This window comes from Brevundimonas sp. A19_0, assembly GCF_017744255.1.
Lineage (GTDB): Bacteria > Pseudomonadota > Alphaproteobacteria > Caulobacterales > Caulobacteraceae > Brevundimonas.
Genome location: NZ_JAGHQP010000019.1, coordinates 1 through 20630, shown reverse-complemented (window position 1 = coordinate 20630; position 20630 = coordinate 1). Strand labels below are relative to the sequence as shown.

Here is a 20630-nt window from a genome sequence, read left to right as displayed (position 1 = left end):
TTTAGCCCGGCGCGGGCGAGGCGTCACCCCGCCCGAGGGACGATCTCAGCTTTTCAGGGACCGGCCCGAGATGACGGCGCCCGGGCCGAAGCGATCCCGCAGCCGGTCGATGGTGGTCTCGGTGGTCAGCTCCCGCGTGCGGTCGGCCGAGAACAGGCCGGGGGCCACGTCGGCCGCGTCGACCAGATCGGCCATGCCGATGCCGATCAGGCGATAGGGGCGCCCCAGTTCCGGCTTGAGCAGGGCCCGCCCTTCGGCAAACAGGGTGCGGGCGGTCTGGACCGGATCGGGCAGGGTGTGCCGCCGGGTCAGGATGCGGAAATCCGTGCGCCGCAGTTTCAGCGTCACAACCCGACCGGCGATGCCATCGCGTCGCGCCTTGGCCGCCAGCTTCTCGCACAAGGGCCAGAGCTGGGACTCCAGATCGGCGGCCGAGGACAGATCGACGTTGAAGGTGGTCTCGGCGCTCATGCCCTTGCGGTCATGCTCGGGATCGACCGGGCGGCTGTCGCGGCCGTGGGAGAGGTCATGCAGGCGCAGGCCCCAGTCGCCGTAGCGCTTGACCAGATCGCGAACGTCGGCGCCGGCCAGCTGGCCGATGGTTTCGAAGCCGTCGGCGCGCAGGGTCCGTCCGAAGATCGGGCCGACGCCGGGCAGGATGGACACGGGGCGCGGGGCCAAAAGCTGCTCGGCCTCGGAGCCGATCACCGAAAAGCCGCGGGGCTTGTCCATCTCGGAGGCGACCTTGGCGAGGAAGCGATTGAGCGCGAGGCCGATCGAGACGGTCAGTCCGACCTCGTCCTCGATCCATTTCTGCAGGCGGGCCAGTTGCCAGACGGGCGGACCCCCGTTCAGCCGCTCGGTGCCCGACAGATCGGCCCAGGCCTCGTCCAGCGACAGGGTCTGGATCAGGGGGGTGAGGTTGGCGAGCGCGCCCAGGATGCGTCTGCTCTCGTGCTTGTATTTGGCGAAGTCGGGCTTGATGACCACGGCATCGGGACAGGCCTTGAGCGCCTTGAACATCGGCATGGCCGAGCCGACCCCATACTGGCGCGCGACGTAGCAGGCGGTCGCCACCACACCCCGGTGGCCGCCCCCGACGATCACCGGCCGATCCCGCAACTCCGGCCGGTCGCGCTTTTCGACCGAGGCATAGAAGGCGTCGCAGTCGAGGTGGGCGATGACCAGACGGTCCAGCTCGGCATGGTTCACCATGCGCGGCGACCCGCAGGCCGGACAGCGGGGTTCCGGCCGGTCGAAACGCGACAGACAGTCTCGGCAGAGGGAGGTCATCCGGGGCACCGGGGCCGGAGGTGGCCCTTCACGTCAACTTAAGACTGGGCGGGCATGCTGACCATGGAGAAGACGACAACAGCCCCGCCGCCGGCAAGGGGCGGCAGGAACCGGTGATGATGTCCAAGAAAGTCCTCATCGTGGAGGATAACGAGCTGAACATGAAGCTTTTTCATGATCTGCTCGATTCCCAGGGGTATCAGACCTATCAGACCCGAGAGGGCCTGACGGCCATGGCCATGGCGCGCCAGCATCGTCCCGACCTGATCCTGATGGATATCCAGCTGCCCGAGATCAGCGGCCTGGAAGTCACCAAATGGCTGAAGGATGACGAGGAGCTGGCGCACATCCCGGTCGTCGCCGTGACCGCCTTTGCCATGAAGGGCGATGAGGAGCGGATCCGCCAGGGCGGGTGCGAGGCCTATATCTCCAAGCCCATCTCGGTGATGCATTTCCTGGACGTGGTCCGCAAGCATATGGGCTGACGCCATGCCAGCCAGAATCCTTGTCGTCGATGATATCGAGACCAACGTCCGGCTGCTCGAAGCCAAGCTGACGCTGGAATACTATGACGTCCTGACCTGCGGCAGCGGGGCGGCGGCGCTGGAGCTGGCGGCCGAGCATCACCCCGACATCATCCTGCTGGACGTCATGATGCCCGACATGGACGGGTTCGAGACCTGTCGCCGGCTGAAGGCCGACCCGGCGACCCGCCACATCCCCGTGGTGCTTGTGACGGCGCTGGACGGCCGCGAAGAGCGGATCAAGGGCCTCGAGGCGGGGGCCGATGACTTCGTCACCAAGCCGATCGACGATGTGGTGCTGCTGGCCCGCATGCGGTCGCTGACGCGCCTCAAATCCATCATGGACGAGTTGCGGGCCCGCGAGGAGAGCGGTCGCCGGCTCGGCGTCGACACAGACTCGGCCGGGCGGCTGCGCGCCACCGGCGGGCGGATCCTGCTGGTCGACGACGACGCCCGCCAGGTCGAGCGCATTCGCAGCCAGCTGGACGGCGAGCACCGGCTGACGGTCGAGACCGATATCGAAAAGGGGCTGGCCGCCCTGCGCGGACCGTTCGATCTGGTGATCGCCAATACGGCCTCGCGCGGGTTCGACGGCCTTCGCCTCGTGGCCCAGAGCCGGTCGCTGGAATCGACCCGCCCGCTGCCGGTGCTGGCGGTGGTCGACCCGCACCAGCGCGCCCGCATGATCAAGGCGCTGGAACTGGGCGCCAACGACATCCTGGCCGCGCCCATCGACGTCGAGGAACTGGCGGCCCGTGCCCGCACCCAGGTGCGTCGCAAACGCTATGCCGATTTCCTGCGCCAGAAGCTGGACTACAGCCTCGAAATGGCGGTGACGGATGCCCTGACCGGGCTGCACAACCGGCGCTATATGGCCGGGCAGCTCCAGGCCCTCGTCGGCCGCGCCAGCCAGGGCGGGGAGCCGGTCTCGCTGCTGATGCTGGACATCGACCACTTCAAGGCGGTCAACGACGGCTTCGGTCACGATGCCGGCGATGAGGTGCTGCGCGAGTTCGCCGTGCGGCTGGCGACCAAGGTCCGGGCCGTCGATCTGCCCTGCCGGATGGGGGGCGAGGAGTTCGTCGTCGTGATGCCGGGCACGCGGCTGGAAGACGCCGTCCGCATCGCCGACCGTATCCGGGCCGACATGGCCAATGCGCCCTTCCCGGTCATGAACGGGGACGCGCATCTCCAGATCACGATCTCGATCGGCGTGGCGACCACGACCGGGCGCGACGACACTCCCGATGCCCTGCTGAAGCGCGCCGATGAGGGGGTCTATGAGGCCAAGTCCGCCGGCCGCAACCGGGTAATCGCCCGCGCGGCCTAGAACACGGCGGCGTGCTAGCCTGACCCCATGACGCCGGATAATTCACACGGCTGGGATGCGGTGGCCGACGCCTTCATGGCGGCGCGGTCCGACGTGGGGGCCGATATTGTACGCCGCTGGGCCGAACAGCTGCCGCCGGGCGCCGCGGTGGTGGACATCGGCTGTGGCTTCGGCGAGCCGGTCACGCGCACCTTGGTCGAGGCAGGGCTCAAGGTGTGGGGCGTCGACGCGTCCCCGAACCTGCTGGCCGAATACCAGCGGAGATTTCCCGACTGTCCGGTCGCCTGCGAGGCGGCGGAGCAGAGCGACCTGTTCGGTCTCCGGTTTGACGGTGCCGTGGCCGTCGGACTGCTGTTCCTTTTGCCGGACGGGGATCAGCGAAGGCTGATCGAGCGGGTCGCCCGGGCTCTCAAGCCCGGCGGCCGGTTCCTGTTCAGCGCGCCCCGACAGGCGTGCGAATGGACGGATGTGCTGACCGATCTCCCCTCGCGCTCGCTGGGCGAGGAGGCCTACCGGCAAGCGCTTGATGCCGCGGGCCTTGCGCTGGTGAGCCGGTCGACCGACGCGGGCGGCAACCACTATTTCGAGGCAAGGAAGGCCGGGTAGCGCACAGCAAAACGCCCGGACCTTTCGGGCCGGGCGTTGCAAACGTGTCAGGTGATCAAGGGGTTACTTGATCTTGCCTTCCTTGAACTCGACGTGCTTTTTCACGACCGGATCGTACTTCTTGACGACCATCTTCTCGGTCATGGTGCGGGCGTTCTTCTTGGTGACGTAGAAGAAGCCGGTGTCCGCGGTGGAGTTCAGGCGGATCTTGATGGAAGCCGGTTTGGCCATCGGACAATTACCTTTGCGACGGCGAAAGCCGTGGAATGAGAGGCGCGGAACATACTCAGGCGCGCGCCCAAGTCAACGCCGTCGATGCCACAGGCGGTTTTTCTTGTCTGCCTGCCACAGGCCCGCCAGAGTTCCGGCCATGAAAACCCTGTCCATGACCGCTCGCGTCCCCGCCGCCGCCCTGTCGCTCGTGTTGCTCGCCGGCTGTGCGACCGGTGTGCCGGGCGGGGGGGAGGGCAGTGCGCAGGATGCCTTTTTCGCCAACCTGACCGCCCTGTGCGGCCAGACCTTTGAGGGGCAGGTTGTCACCCACGACGCCGCCGACGCGGAGATGCGCCGCCAGCGGCTGGTCATGGAAGTGCGCGACTGCTCCGCCAGCGAGATCCGCATCCCCTTCCATGTGGGCGCCGACCACAGCCGCACCTGGGTGATCAGCCGCACACCCGACGGCCTGCGCCTCAAGCACGACCACCGCGACCCCGATGGCACGGCCCACACCCTGCACTGGTACGGGGGTGACACGGAGACTGCGGGCACGGCGACGCGTCAGGAGTTCCCGGTCGATGCCTTCTCGATCGCCCTGTTCAACGCCAACAATGCGGCGGTCTCGACCACCAATGTCTGGGCGGTCGAGGTCAATCCGGGCGAGACCTTCGTCTATGAACTATCCCGCGAAAACCGCCTGCTGCGGGTGAGCTTCGACCTGACGAAGCCGGTGGGGGAGTAGATGGACCTTTGGTCGTTGATGCGATCCGAGGCGGAGAGAACGCGGCACCCCGAAAAGTATATCTCCGAGTGGGGTTAGCGTCCTAGAAACCGCCCATATTGTGCGATGAGTTCGGCGCAGGTTGCCTCCTCAATGATGACATCATTCGAGTCGGGGCGTGTGAGTCCCGCAAGTGAACGAGACACGATCTCTCGATCTGCCCTTGAGAGACCTTTGCCAGTTCCTATTACGCGTCTGCGCCTGATGGTCTTTATTCCCCGCCCCAATAGGTCAAGGTTCTGAGGCAGAAAAGAAAATCCTAAAAATACGATCGTGTCAGATTGATCAACAATATCGGCAATTTTGTCAGTATTGTCTTTTGAGTCAGTTTGCTCTGTATAGGTCTTTATACCATTTAGCAGTGGTACTAAAAATCTGGCTCGATCTTCCGAGCCAAAAGATACAGACTTCTCGAGAGAGTTAACCTGCCAAGGCAATGCGCCTACCTTGCCATAGGGATGGTACACCCGCATCTTTTCCATAATGCTGGCGGATTCTGCATCCGACATGCCGTAAAGGCCCTTGAGCGCGTGATAGAAGAAATGCTCTAGGCAACGGTCATAGTTAAAGACGATGAAAGCGCTGTCGTCGAAGAATTGGTCAACGTGATCTTTGGTGACGCCGTTCTGCATGACGCGGATAAGGCCAGAAATCCAAGTTCCCATTGCGTTGAGAGCGGGATTGGGGCCGTCATGAGTCTTGGTGTATAGAGTGCTTTTGCGCTCTGCATCCATGATGCACTTTGCTATCGCAAGTTTTCCGCAAATATCGACCCTCTTATTGTGTCGGTGTGTATCAATAAAATTGTCTATAGAGTAAGAAAATTGGATTCCGTCCCTTATGAGCCAGCAGGCATGGAGAAACGAGTTCACGTCTCCATTGGAGATCGTTTGAATAGCATCTAAGATTCCGAGATCTCCGGTGCTATCGACGATCCTTGAGCCGGAGAACCGCAGGTCCAGTTTTCGAGAAATCTGTTCCGCGAGTTCCCATCCTACGGGAAGTTTGAACTCGCTGCTTGCTCCTGCCCCGACAATGAATAGCGTCTTGTCTCGGAGCATTCTCCCTACCCCACCTTCACCCTGGTCGCCGCTTCCGGCAGGTCTTCCCCGAACGCCCGCTGATAGAACTCCGCAATCGTGGGCCGTTCCAGCTCGTCGCACTTGTTCAGGAAGGTCAGGCGGAAGGCCAGGCCGACGTCGCCGCCGAAGATGATGGCGTTCTGGGCCCAGGTGATGACGGTGCGGGGCGACATGACGGTCGAGATGTCACCGTTCATGAAGGCGTTGCGGGTCATGTCGGCCACGCGGACCATGGCGGCGATGGTGCGCTTGCCCTCGGCATCCTGCCAGTCGGGGATCTTGGCGGCCACGATCTCGGCCTCGACGTCGTGGTCGAGGTAGTTGAGCGTGGTGACGATGTTCCAGCGGTCCATCTGGCCCTGATTGATCTGCTGGGTGCCGTGATAGAGGCCCGAGGTGTCGCCGAGACCGATGGTGTTGGTCGTGGCGAACAGGCGGAAGAACTTGTTCGGACGAATGACCCGGTTCTGGTCCAGCAGGGTCAGGCGGCCCTGGGCCTCGAGCACGCGCTGGATGACAAACATCACATCGGGGCGGCCGGCGTCATATTCGTCGAACACCAGGGCGATGGGCCGCTGGATCGCCCAGGGCAGCATGCCCTCGCGGAATTCGGTGACCTGTTTGCCGTCCTTCAGGACGATGGCGTCCTTGCCGACCAGATCGATCCGGCTGACGTGGCTGTCGAGGTTCACGCGGACCAGCGGCCAGTTGAGGCGGGCGGCGACCTGCTCGATGTGGGTCGACTTGCCGGTGCCGTGATAGCCCTGAACCATGACGCGGCGGTCGAAGGCGAACCCTGCGCAGATAGCCAGCGTCGTCTGGGGATCGAAGCGATAGGCCTCGTCGATGTCGGGCACGTGGCTGTCGCGCTCGGTAAAGACCGGCACGGTCATGTCCGAGTCGACGCCGAACAGCTCGCGGACCGACACCTGCCGGTGGGGTTCGAGCGTCAGCAGGGGATCGGGGGAGGAGTCGAGCGGAGAGGTCATGAGGGTGCGATTAGCGGATGCGGGGGGCAAGTTGAAGCCCGTCAGGCCAGACCCGCCTTCTGCAACGTCTTCCAGGCCTTGATCACGCGCTGGAGTTTGGCCTCGGCGCCGCGGTCGCCCTTGTTGTGGTCGGGGTGAAAGCGCTTGAGCAGTTCGTGGTAGCGGACCTTGATGGCCTTCTTCTCGACGCCCGGCTCCAGATCGAGGTCCGCCAGGGCCGCGCGCTCCAGCCGGCCGATGCGGCGGTCCTCGCCGGGCTTCTCGGGCACGGCCTCGCCCTTGCGCCCGAACAGGCCGAAGCTGTCGCGCCAGGTGCCACCGGTGCCGGACGTGCGTGATGCAGCGGCCGCCTCGCGACTGAAGCGACCGGCCTTCATCTCCCAGGTCGGGCGGCCGCCCGTCATCGCCTCATTCTCGCGCGCGGCAGCGATCTCGGCCTCGCTCATGCCGGCGTAGAAATTCCAGCCCTTGTTGTACTCGGCCGCGTGGGGCTGACAGAAATCGTAGAAATCATTGATGCGCTCGCGCGATTTGGGCGCGCGGGCGGTTGCAGCCCGGGTGCAGTCGGGCCACTGGCAGGGCTTTTCGCCGGGCTTGAGGTGCAGCACATCGGCCTCGGCCACGCGCTCCTCTTCGGTGCGGGGCGGCTTGACGCGGATGTCCGTGAAGCGCGGCTTGTATTGAAAGGATGAAGGCATCCCCCAAAGTGTAGGCCTGATTTGGTCCTCATCAAGGAAGATGACATGTCGCATGGCCCTGTTGCCCAAAGAATTCTTGAAAAACTGGGGGCCGCCCTGTCACCGGACGCCATCGAACTGGTCGACGACAGCGCGCGGCATGCCGGTCACCACCATGAAGGCGGCATGGATGCGAAGCCCGGCGGAGAGAGCCATTTCAACCTGGTGATCGTCTCAACCGCCTTTGAGGGCATGGGCCGGGTGGAGCGCCAGCGCCGCGTGCTGGATCTGTTGCGAGAGGAGCTGGCCGGGCCGGTGCACGCCCTGTCGGTCAAGGCCCTGACCCCGGCGGAGGCCGAAAAGTCCGCGTCCGGATCGTAAGCCGCGAAAGATACGCAGATTCACCTACTCTTAGAACCTTCTGCCTAGCGTGTCGGCTTCCAGATGACGGTGCGGAGGGGGCCCGCCTTGGTCGAAACAGACGGATTAGGGCAGGATTCGGCGCCGGGAGAGGCCGCGGCAGCGCTGCGCGCCATCCTGCAGACCCAGTATCTTCGCTATCTGATCATCACCAGCTGGGCACTTGGCCTGCTGGCCACCCTGGGCACTGTGACCGCGGGCCTGTGGTTCGTCGGCACCCTGGCCGCCGGGGCGATCCGCGGGGCCGTCGAAAAGCGCATCAGCCAACGCGTCGGCACGGGCTGGGGTCTGATCTTCCCGCTGGTGGCAACCGTGACGACGGCGGCCTGGGCCGCTGCGCCTTTGCTGGCCTGGTTCTCGGGCACGCCCTTCGGACAACCGCTGGCGCTCAGCCTGCTGGTCGCCGGCTATGTGCTGGTGTTCGCCCAGCTGCGCAGCTCGCCGCGTCAGGCCATGGTGATCTCGTCACCCTACGGGGCCGTTGCCCTGATCATTGCCGTGAGCCTGTGGGGCAGCCCGATCTTCTGGCCGTTCATGGCCGTGGTGCCGTTCACGGCCGCGGGCCTGTTCGTGCTGGTCACCATGACCATGATGCGCGAGGAGCGCATTCGCGCCTTCCAGGCCCACCAGGCCCATCTGATCGAGGAGCTGGAAGCCGCCCGCGACAAGGCCAATGCCGCCAATGAGGCCAAGTCGAACTTCCTGGGCATCATCTCGCACGAGCTGCGCACCCCCATGAACGGGGTGCTGGGCGCCGCCCAGTTGCTGAGCGCGACCCGTCTGGAGGCCACCCAGCGCGAATATCTGTCGATTATCCGCAACTCGGGCGACAATCTGCTGAGCCTGCTGAACGACATCCTCGACATGACCAAGATCGAGGCGGGCAAGATGACCTTCGAGACGGTCGACGTCTCGGTTGAGGACCTGCATCGCCGCGTCACCGGCCCCTTCCAGGCCCAGGCCGAGGCCAAGGGTCTGGCTTTCGAGATCCAGACGGAAGGCGAGATTCCGGCCGTGGTGCGGGGCGACCCCCTGCGCGTCTGCCAGGTGATCCACAATCTGCTGTCGAATGCGGTGAAGTTCACCGACACGGGCGCCGTGACCTATACGGTGCGCGGACAGCGCGTCGCCGACCGTCGCGTCAATTTCGAGTTCGAGGTCAAGGACAGCGGCACCGGCATTTCGCCGGAAGACATGGCGCGGCTGTTCCAGCCCTTCACCCAGGTGGATGCGTCGTCGACGCGTCGCTTCGGCGGCACCGGGCTGGGCCTGACGATCTCGCGCCGTATGGCCAACATCATGGGCGGTGACATCACCATCCAGTCGGAACTGGGCAAGGGCTCGATCTTCACCTTCGCCGTCGAGGCCGAGGTGGTGGAATGGGCCGCACCGGCGCCGGTCGAGGAGATCAGCGCCGAGGTCGAGGACGGTCGCCAGATGTCGGTCCTGATCGTCGAGGACCACCCGGTGAACCGCATGATTCTGGAGGCCTGGATGGGTTCGGCCGGGCATGTGTCGGCTACGGCCGAGAACGGCCAGCTGGCGCTCGATGCCTGCGCGACCCAGGCGTTCGACCTGATCATCATGGACGTCAACATGCCCGTGATGGACGGCCTGACGGCGACCCGCCACATCCGCGAAGGCAACGGTGCCAACACCGAGACCCCGATCGTGGTGCTGTCGGCTTCGGCCCGCAGCGAGGACCATGCCGCGGGGCTGGACGCCGGTGCCGACGCCTATCTCAACAAGCCGATCGACTTTGTCGCCCTGGCCCAGATGATGGCCCGGGTCGGGGAAGGCCGCGAGGCCCTGCGCGAAATGTCGGGCGTCGATATGCAGGCCCAGGCGGCCGCCTGAGGCCTGTTCCGGCAAAGAATTCCGGGGCAGGGGGTTCACATGGCCCGTGGTCGCGCTAGACCCGGGGCATGAGCGACAGCACCAGCCTCCTTGCCACGACCCTGGCCTCGGGTCGTGATGCCATCACCCTCGATGCGGCCATGATCGCCAAGGCGACGCAGTTGGTCGGCGACTTCGCGGTCAACCTGACCCTGGCCATCCTGATCCTGATTGCGACCATTGTCGCCTCGCGCTGGGCGGCGTCGGCCGCACGCAAGGGGCTGGGACGGATCAGCGCCTTCCGCCACGATTCCACAGTCCTGAATTTTGCAGTCCAGGTGGTCCGGGTTGCGGTCCTGATCCTCGGCCTGATCGCGGTGTTGCAGCGGCTGGGAGTCCAGACCACCTCGATCATCGCGGTTCTCGGCGCCGCCTCGCTGGCGGTGGGTCTGGCGCTGCAGGGCACGCTGTCGAACGTAGCGGCCGGCGTCATGCTGCTGGTCCTGCGCCCCTACCGGGTCGGTGATGTGGTCGACATCGGCGGCGTCACGGCCTCGGTGACCAAGCTGGACCTGTTCACGACCCAGCTGACCAATGCCAGCAACCACAAGATCGTGGTGCCCAATTCGCTGGTGCTCGGCGACCGCATCCTGAACCTGTCGGGCCAGACGCGGCGCCGCGTCGAGATCGACTTCACCGTCGGCTATGGCGAGGACCTGAAACAGGCCCGCGAGGTGCTGGAAGGCGTCGCGACCCGCCATGACAAGGTGATGGAGGACCCGCCCGTCTGGTCGGGGGTCACCGGACTGCTGGACAGTGCGGTCCAGATCACCCTGCACGCCTGGGTCTATTCCGGCGACTGGTGGCAGACCCAGGCCGACCTGATGCAGGGCGGCAAGGAAGCGCTGGATGAGGCGGGTATCGAGATTCCGTTCCCGCATCAGGTCGAAGTGCCGCACAAAGGGGCCGATCTGGCGCGCCTGGTGATGGTCTCGGCTGACAAGACGGAAAAGTCAGACAAGGCCGGCAAGACCGACGATCGGGATGGCAAGGCGTGATGCGCTACGACTTCGGCTCCGACAATACGGCGGGCATGGCGCCTGAGGCTCTCGCGGCCATGACCGAGGCCAACAGCGGATTCGCGCGCGCCTATGGCACGGATGAGGTCACGGCCCGGGCAGCGGACCTGATCCGCCAGAAGCTGGATGCCGAGGCCGAGGTCCGCTTCGTCTTTTCGGGCACAGCGGCGAACTCGCTAGCCCTGTCCATGCTGGCCTGGCCGTTCGAGGCGGTGCTGGCCCACCATGCCGCCCACATCTGCACGGACGAGACGGGGGCGCCCGGCTTTTTCGGCCAGGGCGTCGGCCTGATCGGCCTGCCGGGGTTCTCCGGCAAGATCGACCCGGCCGCCCTGACCGCCCATCTGGCCGAACCAGAGGTCGGCCATCGGCAGCCCCCGGCCGCCCTGTCCCTGACGCAGGCGACCGAATACGGCACCGTCTATACCCATGACGAGCTGAAGGCGCTGATCGATCCCGTGAAGGCGCGCGGCCATGGCGTGCACATGGACGGCGCCCGTCTGGCCAATGCCGTGGCATCGGGCTTCGACCTGACCGACATTGCGAAACTGGGCGTCGATGTACTGGTACTGGGCGGGGCCAAGGCCGGTGCCCTGTGTTGCGAGGCGCTGGTGATGTTCGACACCTCGCTGGCGCGTCGCGTCGACAACCGCCTGAAACAGGCCGGCCAGATGGCGTCCAAGGGCCGGTTCCTGGCCGCGCCCCTGCTGGGTCTGCTCGAGACCGGCGCCTGGGAGACCCACGCCGCCCACGCCAACGCCATGGCGCGCAAGCTGGCCGAGGGCATCGTGATGCGCTCGCCGCATGTGCTGGCCCACCCGGTCGAGGCCAATACCGTGTTCGTGCGCATGCCGGCGGCCTCGCATGCCCGGCTGAACGAGAAGGGCTGGGCCTGTTACCGCTTCGACGACGGCTCGGTGCGGTTCGTCTGTTCCTGGGCGACGACCGACGAGGCGGTCGAAGAACTGGTCGAGGCGATCGCCGAGGTCGGCTGATTGTCCGGATGACGAGCGGGCCGTGTATCGCGCGCGCTGTCCGGTGGATTGAGGCCTTTGAGCTGACGGCGACGCTCTCCATATAGGGCGGATGGCGATGCGTGGTGAACGGGGGCGGGGGCGCAAGGCGGACCCCGCGGTCAAGGCTCTGGACGGCGCATCGGCGGCCGATCCCCCTGTCGAGACACCCCCGACCTGGAAGGCGCTGGCCGATCTGTTCGGGGTCGTCGGGCGCTCGGGCGCGCCGCAGCTCAGACTCCGGATCATCGCCGCCCTCGCCCTGACCCTCACCGGCAAGGCGCTGGGCGTGGCGGCGCCGGTGGTGCTGGGCATTGCCGTCAACGAGCTGGCTGCGGGGCAGGGGGCTGCCGTGGCCGTCGGCTGGGGATTCGCCGCCTTCGCGGTCGGCTGGGCCGGTGTGCGCCTGTTGTCCTCGCTCACGCCGCAGCTGTCAGACGTGGTGTTCGCCCCGGTGCGGGCGGCGGCGCAGCGCAAGATGGCGGCCGATACCTTTTCCCATGCCCTGTCGCTGTCGCTGGACTTTCACCAGACCAAGCGCTCCGGCGCCCTGTCACGGACCATGGAGCGCGGCTCGCGGGCCGTGGACTTCCTGCTGCGGATCATCGTCTTCAATCTCGCACCGACCGGCATCGAACTGGTCATGGCGGCCGGAGTGCTGGGTGCGCGCTACGACTGGCGGTTCGCCCTGGTCGCGGTCGGGGTGGTGGTCATCTATGCCGTTGCGACCTTCGGCATGGCCGGGTGGCGGCTGGAACATCGCCGGGCCATGAACACCGCCGACTCGGAGGCCGCCGGCCTGTCGGTGGATGCCCTGCTGAACTATGAAACGGTCAAGTCTTTCGGAGCCGAAACCCGGACGTCGGCGCGCTATGAGCAGGCGCTGTCCACCTATGTGCAGGCGGCGCTGAAGGCCAACAATTCGCTGGCCATGCTGAACGGCCTGCAGGCCGTGATCATGAACGTGGGTCTGGCCATCATGGCGGTCATGGCCGGGTTCGAGGCCGCGGCCGGGCGCCTGGGACCGGGCGACGTCATGGCGGCTGTGCTGATCCTGATCTCGCTCTATGCGCCGCTGAACATTCTGGGCTTTGCCTATCGGGAAATCCGCCAAGGCTTCATCGATATGGAGGAGCTGCTGAAGGTCACACGCCAGCGGCCCCATGTGGCGGACGCGCCGAACGCCCACGACCTGGTCCGGCCGCTGGATGCCCGGGGCGGGTGCCTGGCGTTCGAGGACGTCAGCTTCCGCCACGATGCCCGCTCGGCCGGGCTGGAGGACGTCAGCTTCGTACTGGAGCCCGGCCAGACCGTCGCCCTGGTCGGACCGTCCGGGGCGGGCAAGTCCACGGTGGTCAAGCTGGCCCTGCGCCTGCTGGATCCCCAGTCGGGCCGTGTGACTATTGATGGCGAGGACGCACGGGCGGTGACCCAGTCGTCGCTTCGGCGCGCCATGGCCCTCGTGCCGCAGGATGTGGCCCTGTTCAACGACACTTTGCGCTCTAACATCGCTTTTGCCCGGCCGGGCGCGGAGGAGGCGGACATCTGGCAGGCGGCCGAGGCCGCGGAACTGGCGACCTTCATCCGCACCCTGCCGAACGGGCTGGACACCAAGGTCGGCGAGCGCGGCCTGAAACTGTCCGGGGGTGAGCGCCAGCGCGTCGGGATTGCCCGGGCCCTGCTGGCCGATCCGCGCCTGCTGATCCTCGACGAAGCCACCAGCGCGCTGGACAGCCGGACGGAACAGGCCATCCAGAAAACCCTGAGGAAGGCGCGGGCCGGGCGTTCGACCCTGGTGGTGGCCCACCGCCTGTCGACCGTGGCTGATGCCGACCTGATCCTGGTGCTCAAGGACGGCCGGGTGGTCGAGCGCGGCACCCACGTTGAACTGGTCGCGCGGCACGGCGGTGAATACGCGACCCTGTGGCGCAAGCAGACGCGGGGCTCGGCCGCGAAGGCCTAGTTCATGCGTCCGATGGCGTAGAAGCGGTCGGCCCGCTGGCGACGCAGCTCCTCGGGCGACAGGCCCTTCATGGCCTCCAGCTCTTCGGCCAGGACGTCGCCGACATTGGCGATGGCCTGGGTGCGGTTGCTGTGGGCGCCGCCGACCGGCTCGTCGATCAGGCGATCCACGATCTTGAGGCCGATCAGGTCCGGGCCGGTGATCTTCATCGCCATGGCCGCGTCCTTCGCGCGCGCTCCGTCGCGCCACAGGATGCCGGCGGCACCCTCGGGCGAGATGACGGAATAGATCGAGTGTTCCAGCATCAGCACCCGGCTGGCGGCGGCGATGGCGATGGCGCCGCCCGATCCGCCCTCACCGGTGATGGTGGCGATGGAGGGCACGCCCAGCGTCAGGCCGCGCTCGGTCGAGCGCGCAATGGCCTCGGCCTGACCGCGCTCCTCGGCGCCCAGACCCGGATAGGCCCCGGCCGTATCAACGAAGGTCAGGACCGGCAGGCTGTATTGTTCGGCCATGTCCATCAGGCGGACGGCCTTGCGATAACCCTCGGGCCGGGCCATGCCGAAATTGTGCGTCAGGCGGGTCTGGGTGTCGTGGCCCTTCTCCTGGCCCATGACCACCACGGGGCGGCCGCGGAAGCGGGCGAGGCCGCCGATGATCGCCTGATCGTCCCCGAACTGCCGGTCGCCGTGCAGTTCGACGAAGTCGGTGAACAGGCCGTCGATATAGTCGACCAGGTGCGGGCGCTGCGGGTGTCGGGCCACCTGGGTCTTCATCCACGGGTCCAGCTTGCCGTAGATCTTGCGGCGCAGCTCGGCCGCCTTGCGCGTCAGGCCGGCGATTTCCGCCTCGAAGGACCCGGCCGTTTCGGACAGCAGGGACAGTTCCTCGATCTTGGCCTCGAGGTCCGCGATCGGCTTTTCGAAATCGAGGTAGTGGGTGGCCATGAAGGCATCCTGCAGCGGGCGGAGACATCGCCCCGGGAAAGGCGGCGGAACCTAGTGGCCCTAACGCCGGGGGGCAAGCGGGGTTCAGTCGTCGGACGGCGGCCGGGGGCGTCCCAGCGGATGTTTGTCGCGCACCACCCGGGCCAGATGGTCGCGGGCGACGTGGGTATAGATTTGTGTCGTCGAGATGTCGGCATGGCCCAGCAGGGTCTGGACGACCCGCAGGTCGGCCCCGCCCTCCAGCAGGTGGGTGGCAAAGGCGTGGCGGAGCACATGGGGCGTGACCCGGCCGCGCTCCAGCCCGGCGTCGAGGGCGGCCTGCTCCAGCAGTTGGGCGAAACGCCGGGGTGTCAGATGACCGGACGCCCCGGAGGAGGGGAACAGCCAGACGCTGTCGGGGGCCTTGGGCTTGCGCGCCCCATCGCGCACAGCCAGCCAGGCCTGTACTGCCCGCCGCGCGGCAGGGCCGATGGGGGCCAGCCGCTCCTTGCCGCCCTTGCCGCGCACGATCAGGTGGTCGGGATCCCGGCGGAACGGCTCGACCCGCAGCGCCAGCAGCTCCGACACCCGCAGGCCCGAGGCATAGGCCAGTTCGACGAGCGTCAGCAGCCGCAGAGCCGACGGGCCATCCCGCTCGGCCAACCGTTCGAACAGCCGCTCGATCTCGTCGCGGCTCAGCACCTTGGGCAACGGCCGTCCCCCTGCGGGCGCTTCCAGCCGCCGCGAGGGGTCATCTGTCCGCCAGCCTTCGGACAGGGCAAAGCGGTAGAACTGGCGGACCGCCGAGCGCCGCCGGGCCGCGGTCGCCGCCGACAGCCCGGCGCGCGACAGGTCGGCATACCAGGCCTCAAGCGCCGGCGAATCGGCCTGCATCAGTCCGCCCGACTCCCTGAGGCCGGCCTCCGCATCGGCCAGATCACGGCCATAGGCCGACAGGGTGTGGGGCGAGGCATCACGCTCCACAGCCATCATTTCCAGAAAGGCTTCGATCTGGGGGGTCACGGGTGCCCTGACTGTGGCGCTTGGCGCGCCATGGTGTAGAGGTCGAAGCGATCATGACCCCAGCCGCCGCCGCCGCCAAGCCTGACAGGCTCCCGACCGTGACCGTCGACCGCACCATCGCCCTGATCGGGCTGATGGGGGTGGGCAAGTCGACCGTCGGGCGTCGGCTGGCACGCCGCCTGGGCGTGCCCTTCGCCGATGGCGACACCGAGATCGAGGAGGCCGCGGGCATGACGGTCTCGGACATCTTCTCGCTCTATGGAGAGGGCGAATTCCGGGCGGGTGAGGCCCGGGTGATGAAACGGCTGGTCGAGGGGCCGCCGATCGTGCTGGCCACCGGCGGCGGGGCCGTCATGAATGTCGAGACCCGGGCCCTGCTGAAGGAGAAGGCCCTGACGGTCTGGATGCGGGCCGACCTCAAGGTCGTGGCCGAACGGGTGCGGCGGCGGGACACGCGGCCGCTGTTGCGGGGGCGCGATCCGCTGGAGACGCTGAAGCAGATGGCCGAGGTCCGCTATCCGATCTACGCCTTTGCCGATGTCACGGTCGAGGTGGGCGCCGGCGCCCACGCCCAGGCCGTCGACTCCATCATCCGCGCCATCGCCGACCATCAGCGTGGAGCCTCGGCATGAGCCGGATCGTCGCGGTCTCGGGCGCCGGATTCCGGCCCTATGAGGTGGTGATCGGTCCGGACCTGATCGAGTCCATCGGGCAGTGGCCGGAGCTTCGGCCCGGACGTGCGGTGGCGGTGGTTTCGGACGAGACGGTCTTCGGCCTGCATGGCGAGCGGGTCCTGGCGGCCTTGGAGGCGAGCGGCGCCCGGGCTCACGCGGTGCAGGTCCCGCCCGGCGAGGCCAGCAAGAGCTTTGGCACGCTGGAACAGGTGCTGGATGCCCTGCTGGGGCACGGTCTCGACCGGTCCAGTCTGGTCGTGGCGCTGGGCGGCGGGGTGATCGGTGATCTGGCCGGGCTGGCGGCGGCCCTGTTCATGCGCGGCATCGACTTCATCCAGGTGCCGACGACCCTTCTGGCCCAGGTCGACTCCTCGGTCGGGGGCAAGACCGCCATCGACACCCCGCGCGGCAAGAATCTGGTCGGCGCCTTCCACCAGCCGCGCCGGGTGGTGGCCGATACCGGCGTGCTGCGCACCCTGCCGCACCGGCAGCTGCGGTCGGGCTGGGCCGAAATGCTGAAGCACGGCCTCTTGGCCGATGCCGCCTATTTCGATGCGCTGGCGGCGGTCGGCGATCCGGTCGGCGTGGACGACACCACACTGGCCGAGGCCATCGAGCAGTCGGTGCGCATCAAGGCGGCGGTGGTGGGCGCCGATGAGCGCGAGGCCGGCCAGAGGGCCCTGCTGAACCTCGGCCATACCTTCGGCCATGCGCTGGAGGCCGAACTGGGCTTTGACGAGAGCCTCCTGACCCACGGGGAGGCGGTCGCGCTCGGCTGCGTCCTGGCGTTCGGCTATTCGGCCCGGGAGGGGCTGTGCGCTGAGGCTGAGGAAGAGCGGGTCGCCACCGCCATGCGGGCAGCAGGGCTGCCGACACGCCTGTCCGACGTGGGGGCCTTCGAGGCGGATGCCCTGCTGGACCGGATGGCCGAGGACAAGAAGGCCGAGGGCGGGCGTCTCACCCTGGTGCTGGCCCGCCGGATCGGTGAGGCATTCGTGGCGCGCGACGTAGAGGCGGCCCGCGTTCGCGCGTTCCTGAAGGCGGCGGGCGCGACCTAGTCGACGGCCCGGCAATCGACGGGGTCCCGGCCCTTGACGCTCCAGACCGCCTGGGTGCCCGAGCCACGCAACTCATTGCCGCTTCCCCGATACCAGATGCCGTCCTCCGCGCGCTCGAGATAGAGGTCAAAGGCCTCGCCGGTCGAATTGCGCACGGTTGCCATCTCGCGGCGATTGTCGAAATCGACCGTCAGGCGGTCGCCGCCGACGCAGACGTAAGAGGCCTCGATCTGGCGGTGCAGGATGCGCTCCTGGATTTCTGCCCCGGTGCGGCGCCGGGCCGTCTGCGCCTCGACCGCCCGCTCCTGCACGGCATCGCCGTCATCGCTCACCGGTGTGGGACTGTCGCAGCCAGACAGGGCAGCCGTCAGCCCAGCGCAGACGATCAGGGCTCGGATCATGGGCGGTGTCCCTCCGGGGTCGGTTCGGCTTCCGAACGGGCGCGGGCGGAGGCCGTTCCCCGGCGGGCGCGGAAGAAGCGCTTCAGCAGATCGGCGGCCTCGCCGGCCAGCAGGCCGTGCGCGGTCGCCGGCCGCCAGTGGCAAGTCGGCTGGTCGAAGACGCGGGGGCCGTGGATCACACCCCCGCCCTTGGGATCATCGGCGGCCCAGACGACCCGGCCGACGCGCGCCAGGCTGAGAGCGCCCGCGCACATGGGGCAGGGCTCCAGCGTCACATAGAGCGTCAGCCCCGTCAGACGGTAGTTTCCCAGCGCCTCGGCCCCGGCGCGCAGGGCGACGATTTCGGCATGGGCCGTGGGATCGCAGCTGGAAATCGGCCGGTTTGCGCCCTCGGCGATGACGGTTCCGGTGGCCTCATCCACCAGAATTGCGCCGACAGGGACCTCGTCCGCGTCCGCCGCCGCTTGCGCCAGGGCCAATGCCATGCGCATGAACCGCTCATCATGGACCGTCATTCCAAAGACAACGACAAGAAGCCCCGCCCGCGTCAAGAGCGCGGCGGCCCTGCCGGCCGCAAACCGGGCGGAAAATACGACCGCAAGGATGGACCGCGCGACGCCAAGGGCGGCAAGCCCGAGCCCAAGCGCACCGAGCGGATCGCCAAGGCGCTGGCCCGTGCCGGGATCGCCAGCCGCCGCGAGGTCGAGCGATTGATCGGCCTGGGACAGGTGGCCGTCAACGGCAAGATCCTCGACACGCCGGCCACCCTGGTGACCCGCGACGATGTGATCACCGTCAACGGCAAGCCGGTGGGCGCGGCCGAGGCGACCCGCGTCTGGCGCTATCACAAGCCCGCCGGGCTGGTGACCTCGCACATGGATCCGGCCGGGCGGCCGACGGTGTTCGACGCCCTGCCCAGTGGCCTGCCCCGGGTGATCTCGGTCGGGCGGCTGGACCTCAACACCGAGGGCCTGCTGCTGCTGACCAATGACGGTGAGCTGAGCCGGGCGCTGGAGTTGCCGACCACGGCGCTGGTGCGACAGTACCGGGCACGGGCCCGCGGCCGCATCACCCAGGACAAGCTGGACACGCTCAAGAACGGCACCACCGTCGACGGCGTCCACTATGGCCCGATCGAGGCGACCATCGACAAGGCCAAGGAGACGGCCAGCGAGGACGGGCGCGGCCCGGCCAATCTGTGGCTGAGCGTGTCGATCACCGAGGGTAAGAACCGCGAGGTTCGCAAGGTGCTGGAGTCGGTCGGCCTGACGGTCAACCGGCTTATCCGCTTGGCGTACGGGCCTTTCCAGCTGGGCACACTGCCGGTCGGCTCGGTCGAGGAGGTCGGCCCCCGGGTGATCCGCGAGATGCTGGCCGAGTATATCCGGCCCGAGAACCTGCCGCAGGGCAATACGGTCTCGACCCCCGCGCCCATCCCCGGCCGGCGCCCGCGTGGCCCGGTGGTGGTCGGCAAGTCGGGCTCGGCCCTGTCGGACCCGTCGAGGAAGCCCAGCCGGGTCCGCGCCGCGGGCGTCGCCACGACCGAGGCCGCCGAGCGCGCCGAGACCGGACGCCGGGCTCCGAAAAAGGACGGCTGGGCCAAGGCCAAGCCCAAGTTCGAGCACACCAAATCCTTCAAGCCCCGCGCCCGGCCGGACGGCGAGGGCGGGGAGGGCGCCGAGCGGCCCAAACGCGCCTTCAAGCCTCGCGAGGACCAGTTCATCGACAAGCCCCGGGGCGAGAAGTCTTGGGGTGACAAGCCGAGGGGCGAAGGACGAGGCAAGCCCGCCGGGAAGTCCTTCGGCAAGCCGGGCGGTAAACCCGGCGGCCGACCCGGGGGCGGCTCCGGCGGTCGCCCGGCAGGCGGTGGCGGCGGTCGTCCGCCCGCCCGGGGTGGTCCGCGAGGCGGTCGCACGCCGAAATGAGGATCGTCGCTGGACGGCTGAAGGGGCGGGCGATCGTCGCCCCCGACGGTCAGGGCACCCGCCCGACCAGCGACCGCGCGCGGCAGGCCGTGTTCAATGTGCTGGAGCACGCGGCGTGGGCCGAACCGCTAGCCGGGGCGCGGGTCATGGACCTGTATGCCGGCTCGGGCGCCCTGGGCTTTGAGGCCATGAGCCGGGGGGCGGCCTTCTGCCTGTTCGTCGAGACGGCCGACGAAGCGCGCGGCGCCATCCGCGAGAATGCCGATGCCTATGGGCTGATGGGCGCGACCCGGGTGCACCGCCGCGACGCCACCGATCTGGGCACCCGCCCCGGCTCGGCGGGCGAAGCGTTTACCCTGGCGTTTCTGGATCCTCCCTATGGGAAGGGGTTGGGGGAACAGACCCTGACCCGGCTGATCGAGGGCAACTGGCTGGCGCCCGGCGCGATCGTGGTGTTCGAACGCGGCGCGACCGAGCCCGAGATCGAGACGCCCGGCTATGACCGGCTGGACCAGCGCGACTACGGCGCGGCGCAGGTGCTGTTCCTGAAGCGGGAGGCCTGAGGACGGCGCGCGCGGAAGCCCCTCTCGCCGCACGCGGCAGAGGTTGGAGGGCAGGCGGAGCGCCGGGCCTTCGCCCGGAGATGATGAATAATACCGTTTCGACGAAGGCTGGCGCTCCGCGCGGTGGTTTTCCGGAAGCTTGCGTCGGGTGGCCGTATTCGGGCCTTACCGCAGCGCCCCCGGCGGGCGGGGATGTCCTGCGACATCTCCCGGAACGGCCGAGTATCCCCCTCGACCCTTGCCTCGATCTC

General features: G+C 67.6%; 22 protein-coding genes. 13 read left to right on the top strand and 9 right to left on the bottom strand.

The window, feature by feature from the left end:
- Positions 1–45: 45 nt before the first annotated feature.
- Positions 46–1293 carry a DNA polymerase IV gene (locus tag J7346_RS13325; RefSeq protein ID WP_209120458.1) on the bottom strand — a complete coding sequence of 416 codons (1248 nt, stop codon included), beginning with the start codon at positions 1291–1293 and terminating at the stop codon, positions 46–48.
- Between the two features lie 119 nt (positions 1294–1412).
- On the opposite strand from J7346_RS13325, the gene J7346_RS13320 reads away from it, so the two are divergent.
- From J7346_RS13320 to J7346_RS13310, 3 genes are read left to right on the top strand one after another with little or no spacing between them, the layout of a single operon-like run.
- Complete coding sequence (locus tag J7346_RS13320) at positions 1413–1778, top strand: response regulator (protein ID WP_209120476.1); 366 nt, start codon at positions 1413–1415, stop codon at positions 1776–1778.
- A 4-nt stretch (positions 1779–1782) separates the two neighbouring features.
- Entirely contained in the window at positions 1783–3147 is a 1365-nt protein-coding gene (locus J7346_RS13315; protein ID WP_209120457.1) for a PleD family two-component system response regulator, read from the top strand.
- Between the two features lie 27 nt (positions 3148–3174).
- Positions 3175–3753, top strand: a complete 579-nt coding sequence (locus J7346_RS13310) for a class I SAM-dependent methyltransferase (protein ID WP_209120456.1) — start codon at positions 3175–3177, stop codon at positions 3751–3753.
- Positions 3754–3816: 63 nt separating this feature from the next.
- On the opposite strand, the gene rpmG is transcribed toward J7346_RS13310, so the two are convergent.
- Positions 3817–3984 (bottom strand): 50S ribosomal protein L33, encoded by a 168-nt coding sequence (gene rpmG / locus J7346_RS13305; protein WP_029417689.1) that lies wholly within the window; start codon positions 3982–3984, stop codon positions 3817–3819.
- Between the two features lie 139 nt (positions 3985–4123).
- Here rpmG and J7346_RS13300 point away from each other — a divergent pair, with 139 nt between their 5' ends.
- On the top strand, positions 4124–4711 hold the full coding sequence (locus J7346_RS13300) for a hypothetical protein (protein ID WP_245157873.1): 588 nt from the start codon (positions 4124–4126) through the stop codon (positions 4709–4711).
- A gap of 74 nt (positions 4712–4785) precedes the next feature.
- On the opposite strand, the gene J7346_RS13295 is transcribed toward J7346_RS13300, so the two are convergent.
- The 3 genes from J7346_RS13295 to J7346_RS13285 are packed head-to-tail and all read right to left on the bottom strand — an operon-like array spanning position 4786 to position 7519.
- On the bottom strand, positions 4786–5811 hold the full coding sequence (locus J7346_RS13295) for a hypothetical protein (RefSeq protein WP_209120455.1): 1026 nt from the start codon (positions 5809–5811) through the stop codon (positions 4786–4788).
- A 5-nt stretch (positions 5812–5816) separates the two neighbouring features.
- A complete protein-coding gene (gene cobS, locus J7346_RS13290; RefSeq protein WP_209120454.1) occupies positions 5817–6821 on the bottom strand; it encodes a cobaltochelatase subunit CobS in 1005 nt (334 codons plus the stop codon).
- A 41-nt stretch (positions 6822–6862) separates the two neighbouring features.
- Positions 6863–7519, bottom strand: coding sequence for a J domain-containing protein (locus tag J7346_RS13285; protein WP_209120453.1), 657 nt, complete (start codon positions 7517–7519; stop codon positions 6863–6865).
- Positions 7520–7564: 45 nt separating this feature from the next.
- Here J7346_RS13285 and J7346_RS13280 point away from each other — a divergent pair, with 45 nt between their 5' ends.
- From J7346_RS13280 to J7346_RS13260, 5 genes are all read left to right on the top strand, one after another.
- The gene (locus J7346_RS13280; RefSeq protein WP_209120452.1) at positions 7565–7879 is read left to right on the top strand and encodes a BolA family protein; all 315 of its coding nucleotides are present in this window, start codon (positions 7565–7567) and stop codon (positions 7877–7879) included.
- Positions 7880–7966: 87 nt separating this feature from the next.
- Positions 7967–9775 (top strand): ATP-binding protein, encoded by a 1809-nt coding sequence (locus J7346_RS13275; RefSeq protein ID WP_245157872.1) that lies wholly within the window; start codon positions 7967–7969, stop codon positions 9773–9775.
- 68 nt (positions 9776–9843) lie between these two features.
- Positions 9844–10812 (top strand): mechanosensitive ion channel family protein, encoded by a 969-nt coding sequence (locus J7346_RS13270; RefSeq protein ID WP_209120450.1) that lies wholly within the window; start codon positions 9844–9846, stop codon positions 10810–10812.
- A complete protein-coding gene (locus J7346_RS13265) occupies positions 10812–11828 on the top strand; it encodes a low specificity L-threonine aldolase (protein ID WP_209120474.1) in 1017 nt (338 codons plus the stop codon). The genes J7346_RS13270 and J7346_RS13265 overlap by 1 nt, the downstream gene beginning before the upstream one ends.
- A 97-nt stretch (positions 11829–11925) precedes the next feature.
- Entirely contained in the window at positions 11926–13809 is a 1884-nt protein-coding gene (locus J7346_RS13260; RefSeq protein WP_209120449.1) for an ABC transporter ATP-binding protein/permease, read from the top strand.
- Here the strand turns inward: J7346_RS13260 and J7346_RS13255 are convergent.
- Together J7346_RS13255 and J7346_RS13250 are read right to left on the bottom strand one after the other, a co-directional pair.
- Positions 13806–14756 carry an acetyl-CoA carboxylase carboxyltransferase subunit alpha gene (locus J7346_RS13255; RefSeq protein ID WP_209120448.1) on the bottom strand — a complete coding sequence of 317 codons (951 nt, stop codon included), beginning with the start codon at positions 14754–14756 and terminating at the stop codon, positions 13806–13808. The two genes, J7346_RS13260 and J7346_RS13255, sit on opposite strands and share 4 nt — an antisense overlap.
- 84 nt (positions 14757–14840) lie before the next feature.
- A complete protein-coding gene (locus J7346_RS13250) occupies positions 14841–15758 on the bottom strand; it encodes a tyrosine recombinase (protein WP_209120447.1) in 918 nt (305 codons plus the stop codon).
- Positions 15759–15811: 53 nt separating this feature from the next.
- On the opposite strand from J7346_RS13250, the gene J7346_RS13245 reads away from it, so the two are divergent.
- Entirely contained in the window at positions 15812–16390 is a 579-nt protein-coding gene (locus J7346_RS13245) for a shikimate kinase (protein ID WP_209120446.1), read from the top strand.
- Complete coding sequence (aroB, locus tag J7346_RS13240; RefSeq protein WP_209120445.1) at positions 16387–17490, top strand: 3-dehydroquinate synthase; 1104 nt, start codon at positions 16387–16389, stop codon at positions 17488–17490. Before J7346_RS13245 ends, aroB begins: the two co-directional genes overlap by 4 nt.
- On the opposite strand, the gene J7346_RS13235 is transcribed toward aroB, so the two are convergent.
- Both J7346_RS13235 and tadA read right to left on the bottom strand, forming a co-directional pair.
- On the bottom strand, positions 17487–17891 hold the full coding sequence (locus tag J7346_RS13235; protein WP_209120444.1) for an MliC family protein: 405 nt from the start codon (positions 17889–17891) through the stop codon (positions 17487–17489). The two genes, aroB and J7346_RS13235, sit on opposite strands and share 4 nt — an antisense overlap.
- Entirely contained in the window at positions 17888–18382 is a 495-nt protein-coding gene (gene tadA / locus J7346_RS13230) for a tRNA adenosine(34) deaminase TadA (RefSeq protein ID WP_245157871.1), read from the bottom strand. Before tadA ends, J7346_RS13235 begins: the two co-directional genes overlap by 4 nt.
- 12 nt (positions 18383–18394) lie before the next feature.
- On the opposite strand from tadA, the gene J7346_RS13225 reads away from it, so the two are divergent.
- Positions 18395–19816: a pseudouridine synthase gene (locus tag J7346_RS13225; RefSeq protein ID WP_209120442.1), complete on the top strand. Its 1422-nt coding sequence runs from the start codon at positions 18395–18397 to the stop codon at positions 19814–19816.
- Positions 19813–20379: a 16S rRNA (guanine(966)-N(2))-methyltransferase RsmD gene (gene rsmD / locus J7346_RS13220; protein WP_209120441.1), complete on the top strand. Its 567-nt coding sequence runs from the start codon at positions 19813–19815 to the stop codon at positions 20377–20379. The genes J7346_RS13225 and rsmD overlap by 4 nt, the downstream gene beginning before the upstream one ends.
- Positions 20380–20630: the final 251 nt, after the last annotated feature.

Bases quoted from the DNA above. Each gene is read 5' to 3' on its own strand.
- J7346_RS13270 (WP_209120450.1), top strand. From the start codon at position 9,844: ATGAGCGACAGCACCAGCCTCCTTGCCACGACCCTGGCCTCGGGTCGT.
- J7346_RS13280 (WP_209120452.1), top strand. From the start codon at position 7,565: ATGTCGCATGGCCCTGTTGCCCAAAGAATTCTTGAAAAACTGGGGGCC.
- aroB (WP_209120445.1), top strand. From the start codon at position 16,387: ATGAGCCGGATCGTCGCGGTCTCGGGCGCCGGATTCCGGCCCTATGAG.
- rpmG (WP_029417689.1), bottom strand. From the start codon at position 3,984: ATGGCCAAACCGGCTTCCATCAAGATCCGCCTGAACTCCACCGCGGAC.
- J7346_RS13255 (WP_209120448.1), bottom strand. From the start codon at position 14,756: ATGGCCACCCACTACCTCGATTTCGAAAAGCCGATCGCGGACCTCGAG.
- J7346_RS13300 (WP_245157873.1), top strand. From the start codon at position 4,124: ATGAAAACCCTGTCCATGACCGCTCGCGTCCCCGCCGCCGCCCTGTCG.
- J7346_RS13315 (WP_209120457.1), top strand. From the start codon at position 1,783: ATGCCAGCCAGAATCCTTGTCGTCGATGATATCGAGACCAACGTCCGG.
- J7346_RS13310 (WP_209120456.1), top strand. From the start codon at position 3,175: ATGACGCCGGATAATTCACACGGCTGGGATGCGGTGGCCGACGCCTTC.
- J7346_RS13320 (WP_209120476.1), top strand. From the start codon at position 1,413: ATGTCCAAGAAAGTCCTCATCGTGGAGGATAACGAGCTGAACATGAAG.
- J7346_RS13285 (WP_209120453.1), bottom strand. From the start codon at position 7,519: ATGCCTTCATCCTTTCAATACAAGCCGCGCTTCACGGACATCCGCGTC.
- J7346_RS13260 (WP_209120449.1), top strand. From the start codon at position 11,926: ATGCGTGGTGAACGGGGGCGGGGGCGCAAGGCGGACCCCGCGGTCAAG.
- tadA (WP_245157871.1), bottom strand. From the start codon at position 18,382: ATGCGCATGGCATTGGCCCTGGCGCAAGCGGCGGCGGACGCGGACGAG.
- J7346_RS13295 (WP_209120455.1), bottom strand. From the start codon at position 5,811: ATGCTCCGAGACAAGACGCTATTCATTGTCGGGGCAGGAGCAAGCAGC.
- J7346_RS13225 (WP_209120442.1), top strand. From the start codon at position 18,395: ATGGACCGTCATTCCAAAGACAACGACAAGAAGCCCCGCCCGCGTCAA.
- J7346_RS13235 (WP_209120444.1), bottom strand. From the start codon at position 17,891: ATGATCCGAGCCCTGATCGTCTGCGCTGGGCTGACGGCTGCCCTGTCT.
- J7346_RS13265 (WP_209120474.1), top strand. From the start codon at position 10,812: ATGCGCTACGACTTCGGCTCCGACAATACGGCGGGCATGGCGCCTGAG.
- rsmD (WP_209120441.1), top strand. From the start codon at position 19,813: ATGAGGATCGTCGCTGGACGGCTGAAGGGGCGGGCGATCGTCGCCCCC.
- cobS (WP_209120454.1), bottom strand. From the start codon at position 6,821: ATGACCTCTCCGCTCGACTCCTCCCCCGATCCCCTGCTGACGCTCGAA.
- J7346_RS13325 (WP_209120458.1), bottom strand. From the start codon at position 1,293: ATGACCTCCCTCTGCCGAGACTGTCTGTCGCGTTTCGACCGGCCGGAA.
- J7346_RS13245 (WP_209120446.1), top strand. From the start codon at position 15,812: ATGACCCCAGCCGCCGCCGCCGCCAAGCCTGACAGGCTCCCGACCGTG.